This window comes from Aliiroseovarius sp. M344, assembly GCF_025140835.1.
Lineage (GTDB): Bacteria > Pseudomonadota > Alphaproteobacteria > Rhodobacterales > Rhodobacteraceae > Aliiroseovarius.
Window position 1 is genome coordinate 160,688 of the sequence record NZ_CP081153.1, and the last position, 13,487, is coordinate 174,174.

13 protein-coding genes are annotated in these 13,487 nt (G+C 57.0%); 6 read left to right on the plus strand and 7 right to left on the minus strand.

The features are described 5' to 3' along the window. Positions 1 to 37: 37 nt before the first annotated feature. Positions 38 to 817 (minus strand): inositol monophosphatase family protein, encoded by a 780-nt coding sequence (locus K3556_RS00785; protein ID WP_260517840.1) that lies wholly within the window; start codon positions 815 to 817, stop codon positions 38 to 40. After that, positions 804 to 2,150, minus strand: a complete 1,347-nt coding sequence (locus tag K3556_RS00790; RefSeq protein ID WP_260517841.1) for a TldD/PmbA family protein — start codon at positions 2,148 to 2,150, stop codon at positions 804 to 806. The genes K3556_RS00785 and K3556_RS00790 overlap by 14 nt, the downstream gene beginning before the upstream one ends. Positions 2,151 to 2,266: 116 nt before the next feature. Here K3556_RS00790 and K3556_RS00795 point away from each other — a divergent pair, with 116 nt between their 5' ends. The 4 genes from K3556_RS00795 to K3556_RS00810 all read left to right on the plus strand — a co-directional run bounded on the left by K3556_RS00795 (position 2,267) and on the right by K3556_RS00810 (position 6,384). Further along, complete coding sequence (locus tag K3556_RS00795; RefSeq protein ID WP_260517842.1) at positions 2,267 to 3,022, plus strand: SDR family oxidoreductase; 756 nt, start codon at positions 2,267 to 2,269, stop codon at positions 3,020 to 3,022. Continuing rightward, positions 3,019 to 3,651, plus strand: coding sequence for an enoyl-CoA hydratase/isomerase family protein (locus K3556_RS00800; RefSeq protein WP_260517843.1), 633 nt, complete (start codon positions 3,019 to 3,021; stop codon positions 3,649 to 3,651). The genes K3556_RS00795 and K3556_RS00800 overlap by 4 nt, the downstream gene beginning before the upstream one ends. A 208-nt stretch (positions 3,652 to 3,859) precedes the next feature. Next, a complete protein-coding gene (locus K3556_RS00805) occupies positions 3,860 to 5,191 on the plus strand; it encodes a mechanosensitive ion channel family protein (RefSeq protein ID WP_260517844.1) in 1,332 nt (443 codons plus the stop codon). Between the two features lie 38 nt (positions 5,192 to 5,229). Next, positions 5,230 to 6,384: a TIGR03862 family flavoprotein gene (locus K3556_RS00810; RefSeq protein ID WP_260519278.1), complete on the plus strand. Its 1,155-nt coding sequence runs from the start codon at positions 5,230 to 5,232 to the stop codon at positions 6,382 to 6,384. On the opposite strand, the gene K3556_RS00815 is transcribed toward K3556_RS00810, so the two are convergent. The 5 genes from K3556_RS00815 to K3556_RS00835 form a co-directional block, all read right to left on the minus strand. After that, positions 6,360 to 6,950 carry a glutathione S-transferase family protein gene (locus tag K3556_RS00815; RefSeq protein ID WP_260517845.1) on the minus strand — a complete coding sequence of 197 codons (591 nt, stop codon included), beginning with the start codon at positions 6,948 to 6,950 and terminating at the stop codon, positions 6,360 to 6,362. The genes K3556_RS00810 and K3556_RS00815 overlap by 25 nt on opposite strands. Continuing rightward, positions 6,947 to 7,972 (minus strand): DNA polymerase III subunit delta, encoded by a 1,026-nt coding sequence (gene holA, locus K3556_RS00820; protein WP_260517846.1) that lies wholly within the window; start codon positions 7,970 to 7,972, stop codon positions 6,947 to 6,949. Before holA ends, K3556_RS00815 begins: the two co-directional genes overlap by 4 nt. Beyond that, positions 7,969 to 8,466 (minus strand): hypothetical protein, encoded by a 498-nt coding sequence (locus K3556_RS00825; RefSeq protein WP_260517847.1) that lies wholly within the window; start codon positions 8,464 to 8,466, stop codon positions 7,969 to 7,971. Before K3556_RS00825 ends, holA begins: the two co-directional genes overlap by 4 nt. Next, positions 8,453 to 10,996 carry a leucine--tRNA ligase gene (gene leuS / locus K3556_RS00830; protein ID WP_260517848.1) on the minus strand — a complete coding sequence of 848 codons (2,544 nt, stop codon included), beginning with the start codon at positions 10,994 to 10,996 and terminating at the stop codon, positions 8,453 to 8,455. The genes K3556_RS00825 and leuS overlap by 14 nt, the downstream gene beginning before the upstream one ends. 75 nt (positions 10,997 to 11,071) lie before the next feature. Next, positions 11,072 to 11,566 (minus strand): DUF3576 domain-containing protein, encoded by a 495-nt coding sequence (locus K3556_RS00835; RefSeq protein WP_260517849.1) that lies wholly within the window; start codon positions 11,564 to 11,566, stop codon positions 11,072 to 11,074. A 295-nt stretch (positions 11,567 to 11,861) separates the two neighbouring features. Here K3556_RS00835 and K3556_RS00840 point away from each other — a divergent pair, with 295 nt between their 5' ends. Then, complete coding sequence (locus tag K3556_RS00840; RefSeq protein ID WP_260517850.1) at positions 11,862 to 12,698, plus strand: porin; 837 nt, start codon at positions 11,862 to 11,864, stop codon at positions 12,696 to 12,698. 94 nt (positions 12,699 to 12,792) lie between these two features. Beyond that, on the plus strand, positions 12,793 to 13,446 hold the full coding sequence (locus tag K3556_RS00845; protein WP_260517851.1) for a YggS family pyridoxal phosphate-dependent enzyme: 654 nt from the start codon (positions 12,793 to 12,795) through the stop codon (positions 13,444 to 13,446). Positions 13,447 to 13,487: the final 41 nt, after the last annotated feature.

The following is a 13,487-nucleotide window of genomic DNA, read 5'->3' on the forward strand; positions in this document are numbered from 1 at the left end:
AATGACCTCTTTTCGCTAAGTTGTTAGGCTAACAACGTCATGCCAGCCGGGCAATCAAGGCGCTGTGAATAAAGCCGCCCCCCGCTATCATCCCTGAAAGTTTGGGCACGGGATTGTTGAAAAGGGCGGGCTTGTTGGTCCGATCGCTCACGGCCCCGCCTGCTTCTTCAACGATCAGGCTGCCAGCTGCGACGTCCCATTCCCATGTTGGGTGCAATGTCATCATCGCGTCAAACCTTCCTTCACCCACAAGCGACATCCGATAGGCAAGCGACGATCGGAATTTCCGGGTGATCGGCGGCACGTCTGCGTTGATCCAACGCGACGGATCAAAATTGGGTTTTGCTGCCAACACGGTTGCGCCGACCATTTCCTGTTGCTCGCTGACGCTGAGGGGGACATCATTCAAGCTTGCCCCTTTGCCAAGTGAGGCGGCATAGAGCTTGTTGCGCATCGGCAAATAGACCACCGCGGCTTCAACCCGCCCATCTCGTGCGATCGCAAGCGAATGAGCCCAAGTTGTCGAGCCTTCGATAAACGACCGCGTTCCGTCAATCGGATCGACGATGAATACCTGTTCGGCGTGCAGACGATCCGGACCGTCTTCTGTTTCTTCTGACAGCCAGCCATAGTCTGCCCGCGCGGCAGTCAGTTCTTCGCGCAGCATCTTATCCACGGCCAAATCTGCTTCGGTCACAGGACCTTGGCCGCCGGGTTTGTCCCACCGGTTTGCCGAGCCGTGGAAATAGCGCGCGGCGATCTTCCCGGCTTCTAGGGCCGCGTCTTTCAACAGGGCAAGGTCATCAGTCGCCGGCAATGGTCATACCCTCAATCAGCAAGCTGGGAACCATCCGGCTTAGGTGCGGTTCAGCGTCATTGGCTGGGATGATCCGACCCAGCATGTCGCGTAAGTTGCCCGCAATGGTGCATTCGTTGACGGGATAGGCAATCTGCCCGTTCTCGACCCAAAACCCCGACGCGCCGCGTGAATAATCCCCGGTCGTAGGATTGATGGTCGAGCCGATCATCGAGGTGACGATCAACCCTGTCCCCAACTGCGCAATCAAATCGTCACGGGTCGAACTGCCTTGAGTTAGTGTCACATTTGAGATCGAGGGCGACGGTGGCGACGACGTGCCGCGAGACGCGCTGGCGGTGCTGGTCATACCCAGCTTGTTGGCGGTCGCGATGTCCAGCGTCCAACCTGTCAGCATGCCGTTGTCGATGATCTTTCGAGGCAGAGTGGCCAACCCTTCACCGTCAAATGGGCGTGAGCCGGAAATGCGCGGCCGATGTGGGTCCTCGATCAAATCGATGCCGTTGGGTAGAACCTGCTCTCCCAACGCGTCGCGCAACCATGATGAACCGCGGGCAATCGCGGCGCCATTGACAGCGGACAGCAAGTGACCAATCAGCGATGAAGAAATGCGTTCGTCATACAGCACAGGAAAAGCGCCGGTCGGCGGTTTGCGCGCCCCAGCACGTTCGACCGTGCGCTGGCCTGCTTTCGTGCCAATCTCGGCGGCGGACGGTAGGTCAGCCTGAAAGCTGCGCATCTCGCCGGCATAGTCACGCTCCATCGTGGCCCCTGCGCCGGTGATCGCGACGACCGACGTGGCGTGGTGCGTGCGCCCATACCCGCCGGAAAACCCATTGCTGGTGGCGAGGTGGAACTGGTGCCGTCCATAGCCTGCCGAACTGCTTGAGACTTGCGTTACGCCGGAGACGGCCAGCGCGGCAGCTTCGGCCTCTGCGGCATCGCGTTCCAGATCAGCAGGGTTGGGTTCGGCCGAAGGATCCTGAAGCTCTAGTTCGGACAAATCCCATTCGCGGGCAAATGCATCGGCTGTCGCTTGGGCGATATTAGGGTCTTCGGGGGCTTCTTTCGCCATGGCGACGGCGCGTTCTGCCATCGTTTGGATGGTGTGTGCGGATGTATCTGACGCAGAAACGCAGGCCTGCCGATGTCCAATCAACACGCGCAAGCCGATATCGACGCCTTCTGATCGTTCAGCATGCTCAAGCCTACCGCCAAGTACGTCGATCGAAATCGATGTGCCATCTATGGCCAAGGCGTCTGCCCCATCAGCGCCGGCCTTCCGGGCAGCCTCGAGCAATTGCTGTGTCAGACTGTCTAGCGCATTTGTCATATTGGTCCCTTTCGCGGTGGTGCCATTGAGGTAACGCTCAGGACGCGCGGTCGCAAGATGTGACTCTGGTCTAAGAGCTCTCGCTGGGCTAGCAATTAAGCAATGGAGGATCGACAATGACAGACATGACTGGAAAAACCGTGCTGATCACCGGTGCAAGCCGCGGGATAGGCGAGGCTGCCGCGCATATTTTTGCCCAAGCGGGCGCCAATGTTGTGCTGACGGCGCGCGGAAGATCGCAGATCGACGCGATCGCCGCATCCATAGGCGCGCGCGCGCTGGCGGTGCCGGGTGATGTGTCGAAATGGACCGACGTGAAAGTGGTCGTTGATGCGGCCGTTAAGAAATTCGGTACTGTCGATGTTCTGATCAACAACGCGGGTGTGATTGAGCCAATTGGGCCATTAATTGACTCTAATCCAGACGAATGGGGTCATGTAATAGATGTAAATCTGAAGGGCGTGTATTACGGCATGCGGGCCGTCATGCCGATTATGGCCGCGCAAGGTGGTGGGACAGTTCTGACGATCAGTTCAGGCGCGGCGCATAACGCTTTGGAAGGCTGGGCCCATTACTGCGCATCTAAGGCCGGCGTTCACATGATGACCAAGGCGCTTCACAAAGAAGGTGCTGGCCGCGGTATCCGCGCAATAGGGCTTTCACCCGGCACTGTTGCCACCCAGATGCAACGTGAGATCAAGACCTCGGGCATCAACGCCGTGGCACAGCTGGCATGGCGAGATCATGTCCCACCGGAATGGCCCGCCCGCGCGCTTCTTTGGATGTGCAGCGATGACGCAAACGAATTTCTGGGGGAAGAGATATCGCTTAGGGACGAAGCCATTCGTGATCGCGCGAAGGTGCGCGGATGATTGATCTGCAAAAGGACAATGGGGTCTGGATTGTGACCCTAAATAGGCCCGAGAAGGCTAATTCCTTAACCAAGGCGATGTTGGAGGACCTGGCGCAGATCGCCATGAGCGCAGCAGGCGATGCACGTGTGCTTATTTTCACCGGCAAAGGCAATGTGTTTTCTGCAGGGGCCGATTTGGACGAAGCGCGCGCTGGACTTGCCGTCGACGATGTATGGGAACGCTTGTCAAACGCAGTTTCCGCCGCGCCGTGTCTGACGATTGCAGCATTGAACGGCACGTTGGCAGGTGGCGCTTTTGGCATGGCCTTGGCCTGCGACATTCGCATTGCTGTACCCGAGGCGAAATTTTTCTATCCCGTGATGAAGCTGGGGTTCCTGCCACAGCCATCTGATCCGCGCCGAATGGCGGGTCTGATCGGACCAGCGCGCACCAAGATGATTTTGATGTCCGGACAGAGAATATTGTCGGACGAAGCCCTTCGGTGGGGCCTTGTCGACCGGTTGGTAGCTCGGGACGCCTTAGTTGAAACGGCGTTGGAGCTTGCCGATGATGCCAGATCACAAAGCGCCGAACATGTCGCCGAAATGAAGCAGATGATCTCAGAAACACGCTCTATTTCTGCCTGATTGGCGTCGCAGCGGCGCTATCGATTACCAAACTGCAGCCTCATCAACGGTTTGACTTTGCGCCGCGCAAGATCGGCGCAATCGGGTTCTGGTCTCACGGACTCTGTCCACCACGCCGGGCGAAACGGGGCACAGAATGCTTGCCCTTTGGGGCCAAACCGCTATCCATGCAGCATAGTTTTGCATCCATTCATGTTTGGATAAGGGGATGAACGTGGAGACCCGACCGGAAATTCTGGATCAAGCGATCGAGTATTTTAATCAAGCAAGAGAGATCGCTGAAGGTTGGCTTCTTTCGCCTGCCGCGTGGTCGCAGCTTGGTCTATTGGTCGCAGCTTACCTTTTGGCGCGGCTAGCAGATCGAAAGCTGAAACCGTTTTTTGAGCGCCTGTTGACGCCTGCTGGCAAAAAGAAATCGCTCTTATCGAAACTGCGCCTGTTCGTGCTGATGTTCCTACCGCTGATCCTGCCACTATTGGCGTGGGCATTCACAGGTATAGGCGAACAGGTCACCCGATCCCTCTTCGGTTCCGGCGCAGTCATCGCATTCGGCAAACGGATTTTCCTATTTCTGGCCGTTCGTGCCTTTGCACGCAAAATTCTGAAGGATCCTTTCCTGAAACTGTTGGGCAGATATGTCCTGATTCCCATTGCTGCCCTTTACACAATAGGGTTGCTGGATGCGGTCATCACCAAGCTTGACGAAACTATCGTGCCGCTTGGAAACATGAGCTTTTCGATCCTGTTTGCGATCAAGTTTGCGGTGTTGGGAGGAGTTATCTTCTGGCTGGGTCGTTGGTCACACGAACAGACAACGCAAGTGATTAAGCAGCAGAAGGAAATGCCACCGGCGACTCGCGAGCTTGCGGCCAAGGCGGCCGAGATCGGGATTTTCGGTGTCGCGTTCCTTGTGCTGATGAACATTATGGGCATCAATCTGACTTCGCTTGCGGTTCTCGGCGGCGCGATTGGTGTGGGTCTTGGGTTCGGCTTGCAGCAGATCGCCGCGAACTTCATATCGGGTGTGATCCTTCTTCTTGAAGGGCAAGCGACGGTTGGCGACTACGTTGAACTGGATGGGGGCGAAGCAGGGACAATTGTCAGAATGACTGCCCGCGCCGCCATATTAGAGACTTATGACGGTCGCTGGATCGTCGTTCCGAATGAGCATTTTATTACGACACGCGTGATCAATTACTCGGACGCGGGCAGTGCTAAACGGTATGAAGCGCCGTTTTCCGTAAGCTACAACTCTGACATTGAAGCTATCCCGGCGATTATCGAAGACGCGGTGGCAGAACTGGATTTCATCCTGACCGATACAGAAGAGCACAAACCAGATTGCGAGTTGCGTGCTTTTGGCGATAGCGGTGTCGATTTCGCCGTGGAGTTTTGGGTGAATGGCATCGATGACGGGCGCAACAAGTTCACGCCTCGCGTGATGATGCAGGTCTGGAAAACGCTCAAGGCTAACAATATCGAAATTCCATATCCGCATCGTGTGGTCGAGATGAAGACCGCCGATCAGGAAGCCGTGTGAAACAGGCATTGGTAATCGGGGCTGGTCCGGCCGGGCTTATGGCGGCGGGCGAGTTGGCAAAGGCTGGTCTATCTGTGACCATTGCCGAAGCGAAACCATCACCTGCGCGCAAGTTTTTGATGGCGGGCAAGTCCGGGCTGAACCTTACGAAGGCTGAACCGCTTGATACATTTCTTGCAGCGATTGATGGCCCGGATGTGTTGCGTGATATTGTTGCCAACTTCGGACCCACGAATGTACAGGCCTGGGCCAGTGACCTCGGGCAAGCGGTGTTTACCGGCTCATCTGGCCGGGTATTCCCCAAAGCCATGAAAGCATCACCTTTGCTTCGCGCGATGCTGGCTGAACTGGCGACCTTGGGCGTTGTCCTGAAGCGAAACTGGTATTGGACCGGGATGAGCGGTCGCGACATGAGGTTTCAGACCCCTGACGGCGAACAAATGATCACCCCCGATGTGGCCGTATTGGCGCTGGGAGGTGCCAGTTGGTCGCGATTGGGTTCGGACGGTAAATGGGTGTCTATTCTTGCCGAAAACGGTGTTGAGTGTCAGCCATTCAAACCCAGCAATATGGGCTTCACCGTGAATTGGAGCGAGCACATGCGCCGCCATTTCGGAGCGCCGATAAAGGCTGTGCGTTTGTATGCTGGTGATGCTTCGGTGTTGGGCGAATTTGTGATTTCGTTACAGGGCGTCGAAGGGTCCGCGATCTATGCCGTTAGTCGGCAGATGCGCGAGGGTGCTGAACTGCGTCTTGATCTGACCCCAAACCGCAGCGAAAGCGATGTGGCGGATCGATTAAGCCAAGGGCGCGGAAAGTCCAGCCTGACCAACCATCTGCGCAAGGCCCTGAAGCTCGACGCGGCGAAAATCGCCTTGCTGCAAGAATTTGGACGCCCGCTGCCGGCAGATCCAGCAGCGCTTGCGAAGGTTATCAAGTCGCTGCCTCTCCAGCATGACGGACCAAGGCCGATGGATCAGGCGATCTCGACCGCAGGCGGGTTGCCATTTGAGGCCCTCGACGAAGGCTTGATGATCAAAAAATTGCCGGGCCTGTTTGCCTGTGGCGAAATGCTGGATTGGGACGCGCCGACCGGTGGCTATCTCTTGACAACCTGTTTGGCGACAGGGCGGCACGCGGGCCAAGCCGCGGCTAGGTGGGCGCTGGATCAGGCCGCCGATGCTCGCACATAGGCGGGGCGATTGCGCAGAGACTTGGCGTATGCACGGAAGGCCGAGTTTTCCATTGGAAAGCCTGCAGCGACCGCCCAACTTCCACAATGGATGGCCAAAATATCTGGAACAGTCATGCGGTCGCCCGTCAGAAAGGGGGCGTCGCCTTTGCGGCGCATCAGCTCAGTGACGGACTGTTCAAATTCCCATTTTAGGCTCTGTTTCACCTCAGGAATGCGTTTTTCTTTGGGTAGCACAAAAGTGTGGCGTGCAGCGGTCCACAGCGTTGCATCCAATTCGTCCAGAATGAAATGGGTAAATCCATCCTGACGGGCACGGTCAATTGTACCTGCGGGATAGGTCAACGCGCCATGCTTGTCAGCGAGGTACTGTATGATCGCGGTGCTATCTGTCAGGGCGGCGTCGTCTTCCAGCAGAACCGGGACTTTGCCCGCCGGATTGAACTTTCGCAATTCTTCGGTCTGCGGGGCGTGTGTGAAGCGGTCATAGCTCTGACCCAACTCCTCCAGCATCCACAGAACACGGAATGTACGGGTCGTGGTTGGGCCGATCACAGTGTATGTCATCTTTTACCTCCCAGCATGGCCAATCGGATCAATGTGCGCTCCATCAGCGCCATGACAGGTGCCTTTTGTGCGGATCGGAGCGTCAGGTCTGTTTCGACCAACACCTCTAAGGCTTGCTCCAACCGTCGCAGCCCCCATTGCTGGGCCTGCCGCACCATCCGGTCGCGGCTTTTGAAATGTACCGGTGGGCGCAGGCGATTGATCCCTTGGGAGGGTCCGCCCGGATCCGAACTGGCCGCATGCAGCGCGCGGAAATGACGGGTCGCACCGATACAAAGGCCAACAGCCTGAACGCCTTGAGCTTGAAGACGCGCCAAAACAGGCCCTATTTCACCAGAGCGGCCCTCTGCGACTGCGTGCAGAAGCTCGTCCAATTCAGCCTCTGTCGAGGCGGGCGCAACGGCCAGAACGTCATCTGGCGTTACTGGGGTACTGTCGCCAAGCTTGTAAAGCCCAAGCTTTTCGATGGTCTGCCGAAAGTCGCCGGGATCAAGAACACGCGACAATCCGGTCAGATCGTTCATCGCTTCGGGTTGCACATCCGCGACGCCAGCGCGCTTCAGATCGGCTTCGATCTCGTCCCGGGAGGGTGGATCGTCATAGATACCAACGGCAAAGGCATTCGGGTGCGTTTCAAAAAGTTTGCGCAAAGCGCCGCGTGCCTTCAGGTTTCCAGCCGTCACGATGACCTGCGCGTCGCCGTCCTGCCAGTCGTCCAGTGCGATGGTAATAACCTTTACGGCCGTTTCGGTCGCATCTTCGACAAACGCCACACGAGCGCCGGGGAAGAATCCTTGCGACTTTATGGCATCGGAGAGCAAAGCAGGGTCTTTGCGTAGATCACCTGCTGGAATGCGGGTCAGGCGCATTTCTTCTTCGCCTTGCGGGCCAATCAGGTTTGCAATCAGCTCCTGCCGTTTCAGGGCGACGCGCATGGCGTCCGGCCCATAAATCAGAACGCCGGTGCGGCTGGGGTCAGGCTTGGCGAAATATTTTACGGCGTCGCGGGTTGCGAGCTTCATTTGCCCCAACCTGCAAACGTAGCGGTGAATCGCGTGACCATCATATCGGCCAGCGACACCATCAAACGCCGCTTTGCGTCCCGTTCGACCGAGGCAGTCGATACGGTGGACCCCTCCGTCGAATAGGATGTGAAATTCGACAGGCTGCCGCTTTCGACCACGTCGCCCGATGCGACCGACGTCACGGAAAACTCTACGGCACCAAGGATTTGCGTGCGGGTAATCTCTTGCCGCGGGGTGACGCCTACATCGACCGAACGGGTGGTGATGGTATAGTTCAACTCATATGGGGCCGACAGGTTTCGGCCCAACCGTTCTTCCAACCGTTTCACAAGCTCATAGCTGTTGGCGTCGTTTGGGGCCGCAGCGGTCACACCGCCACGCAGACCATCTGCCGATCCGCCAGGGGCATAAACCGGGGTGAACCCACAGGCCCCAAGCGCCGCCATGGCGACCAGTGAGGTCAGGAAAACTCGGCGATCAGACCACGACATTCACAATGCGCCCCGGGACAACGATAACTTTTTTGGGCGTCGATCCATCCAGCGCCCTGATGACAGCATCCTCGGCCAGCGCCAGTTTTTCAACCTCCGCTTTATCCATGTCTTTCGGCACGCTGATTTCCGCACGGCGTTTGCCATTGATCTGGATGGGCAGGGTTACCGTATCCTCGACCAGCATGGCTTCATCTGCCTGCGGCCAAGGGGCCTGTGCAATCAAGCCCTTGCCGCCCAGCATCGACCAAATCTCTTCGGATAGGTGCGGAGTCATGGGCGACATCAACTGTGCGAGCGTACGCATCGCCAGTTTTTGCGCCCTGCCACCCGCTTTCGATTTCGAAATGGTGTTCTGGAAGGCATAGAGCTTGGCGATGGCGGCGTTGAAGCCGAAGCTTTCAATCCCCATGGTCACATCATGTATGGCCTTGTGCATCGCGCGCAACAGGTCTTGGTCGTCCCCGTCCGCCCCCTCCAATTCGCTGATTTTCAAGGCAGTCGCGTGAACGCGTGCCAGGTGCTTGGCAGCGGCTTCTGCGCCCGAGGCCGTCCATTCGACATCGCGCTCGGGGGGCGAATCGCTGAGCACGAACCAACGAGCGGTGTCAGCACCGAAAGCCGAGATGATGTTCGCCGGGTCGACCACGTTCTTCTTGGACTTTGACATCTTGGCCGAGGGGATGACTTCCACCTCGGATCCGCAAGCCCCAAGCCGTGCTCCGGTTTCGGTCCACTCGATGTCTTCCGGCAAGTGGTACACGGGCCGGTCATTTTCATCACGGGTGACATAGATTTCATGCGTCACCATACCTTGAGTGAACAATGCGTCGAACGGCTCGATCGCTTTGTCAGGCAGGTGGCCGCAGATATTCATCGCGCGGGCAAAGAAGCGCGAATACAGCAGGTGCAGGATCGCGTGCTCGATGCCGCCAATATATTGGTCGACATTCATCCAATAAGCGGCGTCTTCCGCATCCGTGGGTGTTGTCGCATTCGGAGACGTGAAGCGTGCGTAATACCAGGACGAATCAACAAACGTGTCCATCGTGTCGGTTTCGCGCTTGGCAGGCTTGCCGCAGGAAGGGCAGGCGCAGTCGCGCCATGTCGGGTGACGGTCCAGCGGGTTGCCGGGCACGTCGAATGTGACGTCCTCGGGCAGTTGGACCGGCAAGTTCTCTTTTTTCTCGGGCACCACGCCGCAATCCGGGCAGTGCACGACAGGAATCGGGCAACCCCAATAGCGTTGGCGGCTCAGGCCCCAATCGCGCAGGCGGTAATTGGTGACGCCGGTGCCCCAACCCGCTTTTTCGGCGAAATTGATGGTTGCGGCGATCGCTTCGTCACCCGTTGCCTCGTCCAGTTCGGCGAAATGATTGATCCACTTAACTTTTTCGGCCTTTGGCGGAACGAAGGCCTCGTCTGTAACGGGGGTCGGTTCATCAATAGATAAGAAGGTATCGATCACCGGCAAATCGTATTTGCGGCAGAAATCAAGGTCCCGCTGGTCATGCGCCGGGCAGGCGAAGATCGCACCGGTGCCGTAATCCATCAGGATAAAGTTGGCGATCCAGACCGGCAGCTCCCAATTCGGGTCCAGCGGATGCTTAACGCGAATGCCAGTGTCGTAACCCAGCTTTTCAGCCGTCTCGATTGCTTCTTCGGTCGTCCCACCCTTGCGCATCTCGGCGATTTTGGCGGCGATCTCGGGGTTTTCAGCCTCAAGCGTCTTGGAAATCGGATGATCGGGCGAAATACCAACGAAGGATGCGCCCATCAGAGTGTCAGGACGTGTGGTGTAAACTTCGATCTCGCCGCCATCAGTGCGTTCAAAGCTGAATTGCAGACCTTGCGATTTGCCAATCCAGTTGGCTTGCATGGTGCGCACTTTCTCTGGCCAGTTGTCTAACCCGTCCAGCGCGTCCAGCAATTCGCCGGAATAATCCGAGATCTTGAAGAACCATTGCGTCAGCTCGCGCCGTTCCACCGGTGCACCCGAACGCCAACCGCAGCCGTCAATCACCTGTTCATTGGCCAAAACGGTCATATCGACCGGGTCCCAGTTCACGGTCGCGTTCTTACGGTACACCAGACCCTTCTGCATGAAGTCGATGAACATGGACTGCTGTTGACCATAGTATTCAGGATCGCAAGTGGCGAATTCGCGGCTCCAGTCAATCGACAGGCCCAGTGGCCGCATCTGACCTTTCATGGTCGCGATATTGCCGTAGGTATAATCTTTCGGGTGGCCACCTGTTGCCATTGCTGCGTTTTCGGCGGGCATACCGAACGCATCCCAGCCCATCGGGTGCAACACACTGAAACCACAGGATGATTTGTAGCGCGAGATCACATCACCCATCGTGTAGTTGCGCACGTGCCCCATATGGATACGGCCTGACGGGTACGGAAACATCTCAAGCACATAATACTTAGGACGGCTTTCATCGCGCTTTGCGGTGAAAATTCCGGCCTTATCCCAGGCTTCTTGCCATTTTGGCTCGATATCGGCGGCGGTGTATCGCGACATGTGGTCGTGGTCCTTGATGTAAAAACGCCGGGCAGTTGGCCCGGCGTATGTCTTAATCTTGTGGTCGGTCCGGGTCTAGAGCTTGCCGTCACGAATACGTAGCTGACGCGCGCGGGTCAGAATCGCATCTTCGACCTTGCGCACCGCTTCGGCGCTGGCTGGGCCGGACCGAGTATAGAGTGCAACCGACAGCGAACGCGCGTCCAATGCGGGGTCGCGCACGTATACGGTGGCTTTATACGCTGTTCCGCCACCGGGTGGGCGCCCGAAGCCAAAGACAATTATCCCCGAGAATGGATCAGCTGCCTGAACCGGCATGAAGCTCAGTACATCCAGCGAGGCGTTCCAAAGATAGCGGTTAACTTCAACGGTGGTGTTGGGGTCATCCACATTCGTGAACAGATCCCAAATGGTCTCGCGTGGCTCTTCTGCTTTTGGCGAATGCTGAATTGTCTGGCTTTGGTTCTGACTCCCGCCGAACCCAGCAGAGCCGCTGCCGCCACCGCAGGCAGACAGCCCAAGCATGCCAATCAATGAAATCCCAAATGCGGCAGACTTAAAGATGCGCATAAAAAAGCCCCGTTTCCTCAATTTCCTCTTGTTAGTATATAAGCGCCAAGAGGCGGGCAAGCGTTTTCCCAAATGCCGCCTATGCATGCCAAAACGCTGGAAAAGCCTGTCAATAAAGGGATCGGCGAAAAGCGCCCCGCGAAACTGTGGCATAGAAGCACCAATTCCGGCCACAATCTGGTTTCCGGTTTCGCATTTCTTGCAAACGCCAGCGGAAAGGTAGATTGAACCAACATACTCAATTCGGATTTCCCTGAATTGAGGTGAACTTTTGAAACACATGAGGGAAAACGAAATGAAAAAGATTCTCTTCGCTTCGACCGCGCTGATCGCTTCGGCTGGCTTCGCTGCCGCTGAAATCAGCTTCTCCGGTGAAGCTGGTGCTGGTTTTGTCTATAACGACGCAACTAGCGACTGGACACTGGACCACTACGTAACACTGTCGGTTGCCATGACTGGTGAAACCGATGGCGGCCTGGGCTTCGGCGCAAACTTCGACATCACCACCGGCACAACCGGCGGCGCAGTTGACGGTTCGTCAGCTTACATCGAAGGCGGCTTCGGCAAGTTCTCGGTTGGTAACGTTGGTTCGGCTGTTGACGAAACTCTGGGCCTGTCAGACATCGGTTACTCGGGTCTGGGCACCGACAACGTTGCAGAAGCTCTGGTTGACGCAGCTGACTCGGGCAACCTGATGTACCAAGGTACATTTGGCGACTTCGGCGTTGCGATTTCGCACGACCTGGACGGCACCGAGATCACTTCGGTTGCAGCCACCTACTCGATGGGTGACTTCAGCGTTGGTCTGGGTTACGACGACTGGGGCCTGATCGACACGTCGAGCACCATTCACGTGAAAGCTGGCGCAAACGTTGCTGACTTCTCGCTGAACGCTCTGTACTCGCGTAACGACGACAACGACATCACCGCATACGGCATCACCGCTGGCTACACCATGGGTGCAGTTGCTGTGACCGCTGCTTACTCGGAAGTTGACGTCATGGGCGTTTCGGCTGACGCATACGGTCTGGGCGTTGCATACGACCTGGGCGGTGGCGCATCGTTCAACGCTGGTGTTGGCGAAGTTGGCGGCGTGACCGTTGCTGACCTCGGTATCATCATGCTGTTCTAATCCTAACGGATTATTACTTAGGGAAGAGCGGGCCTTGTGCCCGCTCTTTTCTTTTGGGACACCTGTTTTTGAGACTTTAGATTCTGGGGGTTCCATGCCACTTTCCGACATCATCGACCGTATCGCCAAGGAAGAAGCGCGCGTGGGCCGCGCACCCGGATCGACTCAGTTGATCGCAGTGTCCAAAGTGCAGCCGCTGGAGCGGGTTGTTGCCGTTTTGGAAGAGGGCCACCGTGTCTTTGGCGAAAACAAGGTTCAAGAGGCCGCAAGCAAGTGGCCAGATTTGAAGGAACGGTTCGATGGTGTCGAACTGCACCTGATTGGTCCGCTGCAATCCAACAAAACCCGCCAGGCCATGGGTCTGTTCGATGTGATCCATTCGGTCGACAGACCAAAGCTTGCCAGTGCGATTGCCCGTATTGCCGTTGAAGAGGGCCAATGTCCGAAGCTCTTTATTCAGGTGAATACAGGCGAAGAACCGCAAAAGGCTGGGATCATGCCAGCGGATCTAGACGAGTTTGTTGAGGAGTGCCGCGCGCTGGGCCTGCCAGTTGTCGGTCTGATGTGTATCCCGCCCGTTGAGGAAGAACCGAGCCTGCATTTTGCGTTGCTGGCAAAGATGGCGAAGCGCAATGGGTTGGACCAGTTGTCGATGGGAATGAGCAGCGATTTTGAGAGTGCGATTGCCCAAGGGGCGACCCATGTTCGTGTGGGCTCTGCGATCTTTGGAGAGCGCGAGTACGGGTAAGGGGCTTTGCCCCTCAGCCTGCGGCCTTCACCCCAGGATAT

Excerpts from the sequence above, each read along its gene's own strand:
- K3556_RS00815 (WP_260517845.1), bottom strand. The coding sequence starts at position 6,950 with ATGACATACACTGTGATCGGCCCAACCACGACCCGTACATTCCGTGTT.
- K3556_RS00795 (WP_260517842.1), top strand. The coding sequence starts at position 2,267 with ATGACAGACATGACTGGAAAAACCGTGCTGATCACCGGTGCAAGCCGC.
- leuS (WP_260517848.1), bottom strand. The coding sequence starts at position 10,996 with ATGTCGCGATACACCGCCGCCGATATCGAGCCAAAATGGCAAGAAGCC.
- K3556_RS00800 (WP_260517843.1), top strand. The coding sequence starts at position 3,019 with ATGATTGATCTGCAAAAGGACAATGGGGTCTGGATTGTGACCCTAAAT.
- K3556_RS00840 (WP_260517850.1), top strand. The coding sequence starts at position 11,862 with ATGAAAAAGATTCTCTTCGCTTCGACCGCGCTGATCGCTTCGGCTGGC.
- K3556_RS00835 (WP_260517849.1), bottom strand. The coding sequence starts at position 11,566 with ATGCGCATCTTTAAGTCTGCCGCATTTGGGATTTCATTGATTGGCATG.
- K3556_RS00805 (WP_260517844.1), top strand. The coding sequence starts at position 3,860 with ATGAACGTGGAGACCCGACCGGAAATTCTGGATCAAGCGATCGAGTAT.
- K3556_RS00825 (WP_260517847.1), bottom strand. The coding sequence starts at position 8,466 with ATGTCGTGGTCTGATCGCCGAGTTTTCCTGACCTCACTGGTCGCCATG.
- holA (WP_260517846.1), bottom strand. The coding sequence starts at position 7,972 with ATGAAGCTCGCAACCCGCGACGCCGTAAAATATTTCGCCAAGCCTGAC.
- K3556_RS00845 (WP_260517851.1), top strand. The coding sequence starts at position 12,793 with ATGCCACTTTCCGACATCATCGACCGTATCGCCAAGGAAGAAGCGCGC.
- K3556_RS00790 (WP_260517841.1), bottom strand. The coding sequence starts at position 2,150 with ATGACAAATGCGCTAGACAGTCTGACACAGCAATTGCTCGAGGCTGCC.
- K3556_RS00810 (WP_260519278.1), top strand. The coding sequence starts at position 5,230 with ATGGCGGCGGGCGAGTTGGCAAAGGCTGGTCTATCTGTGACCATTGCC.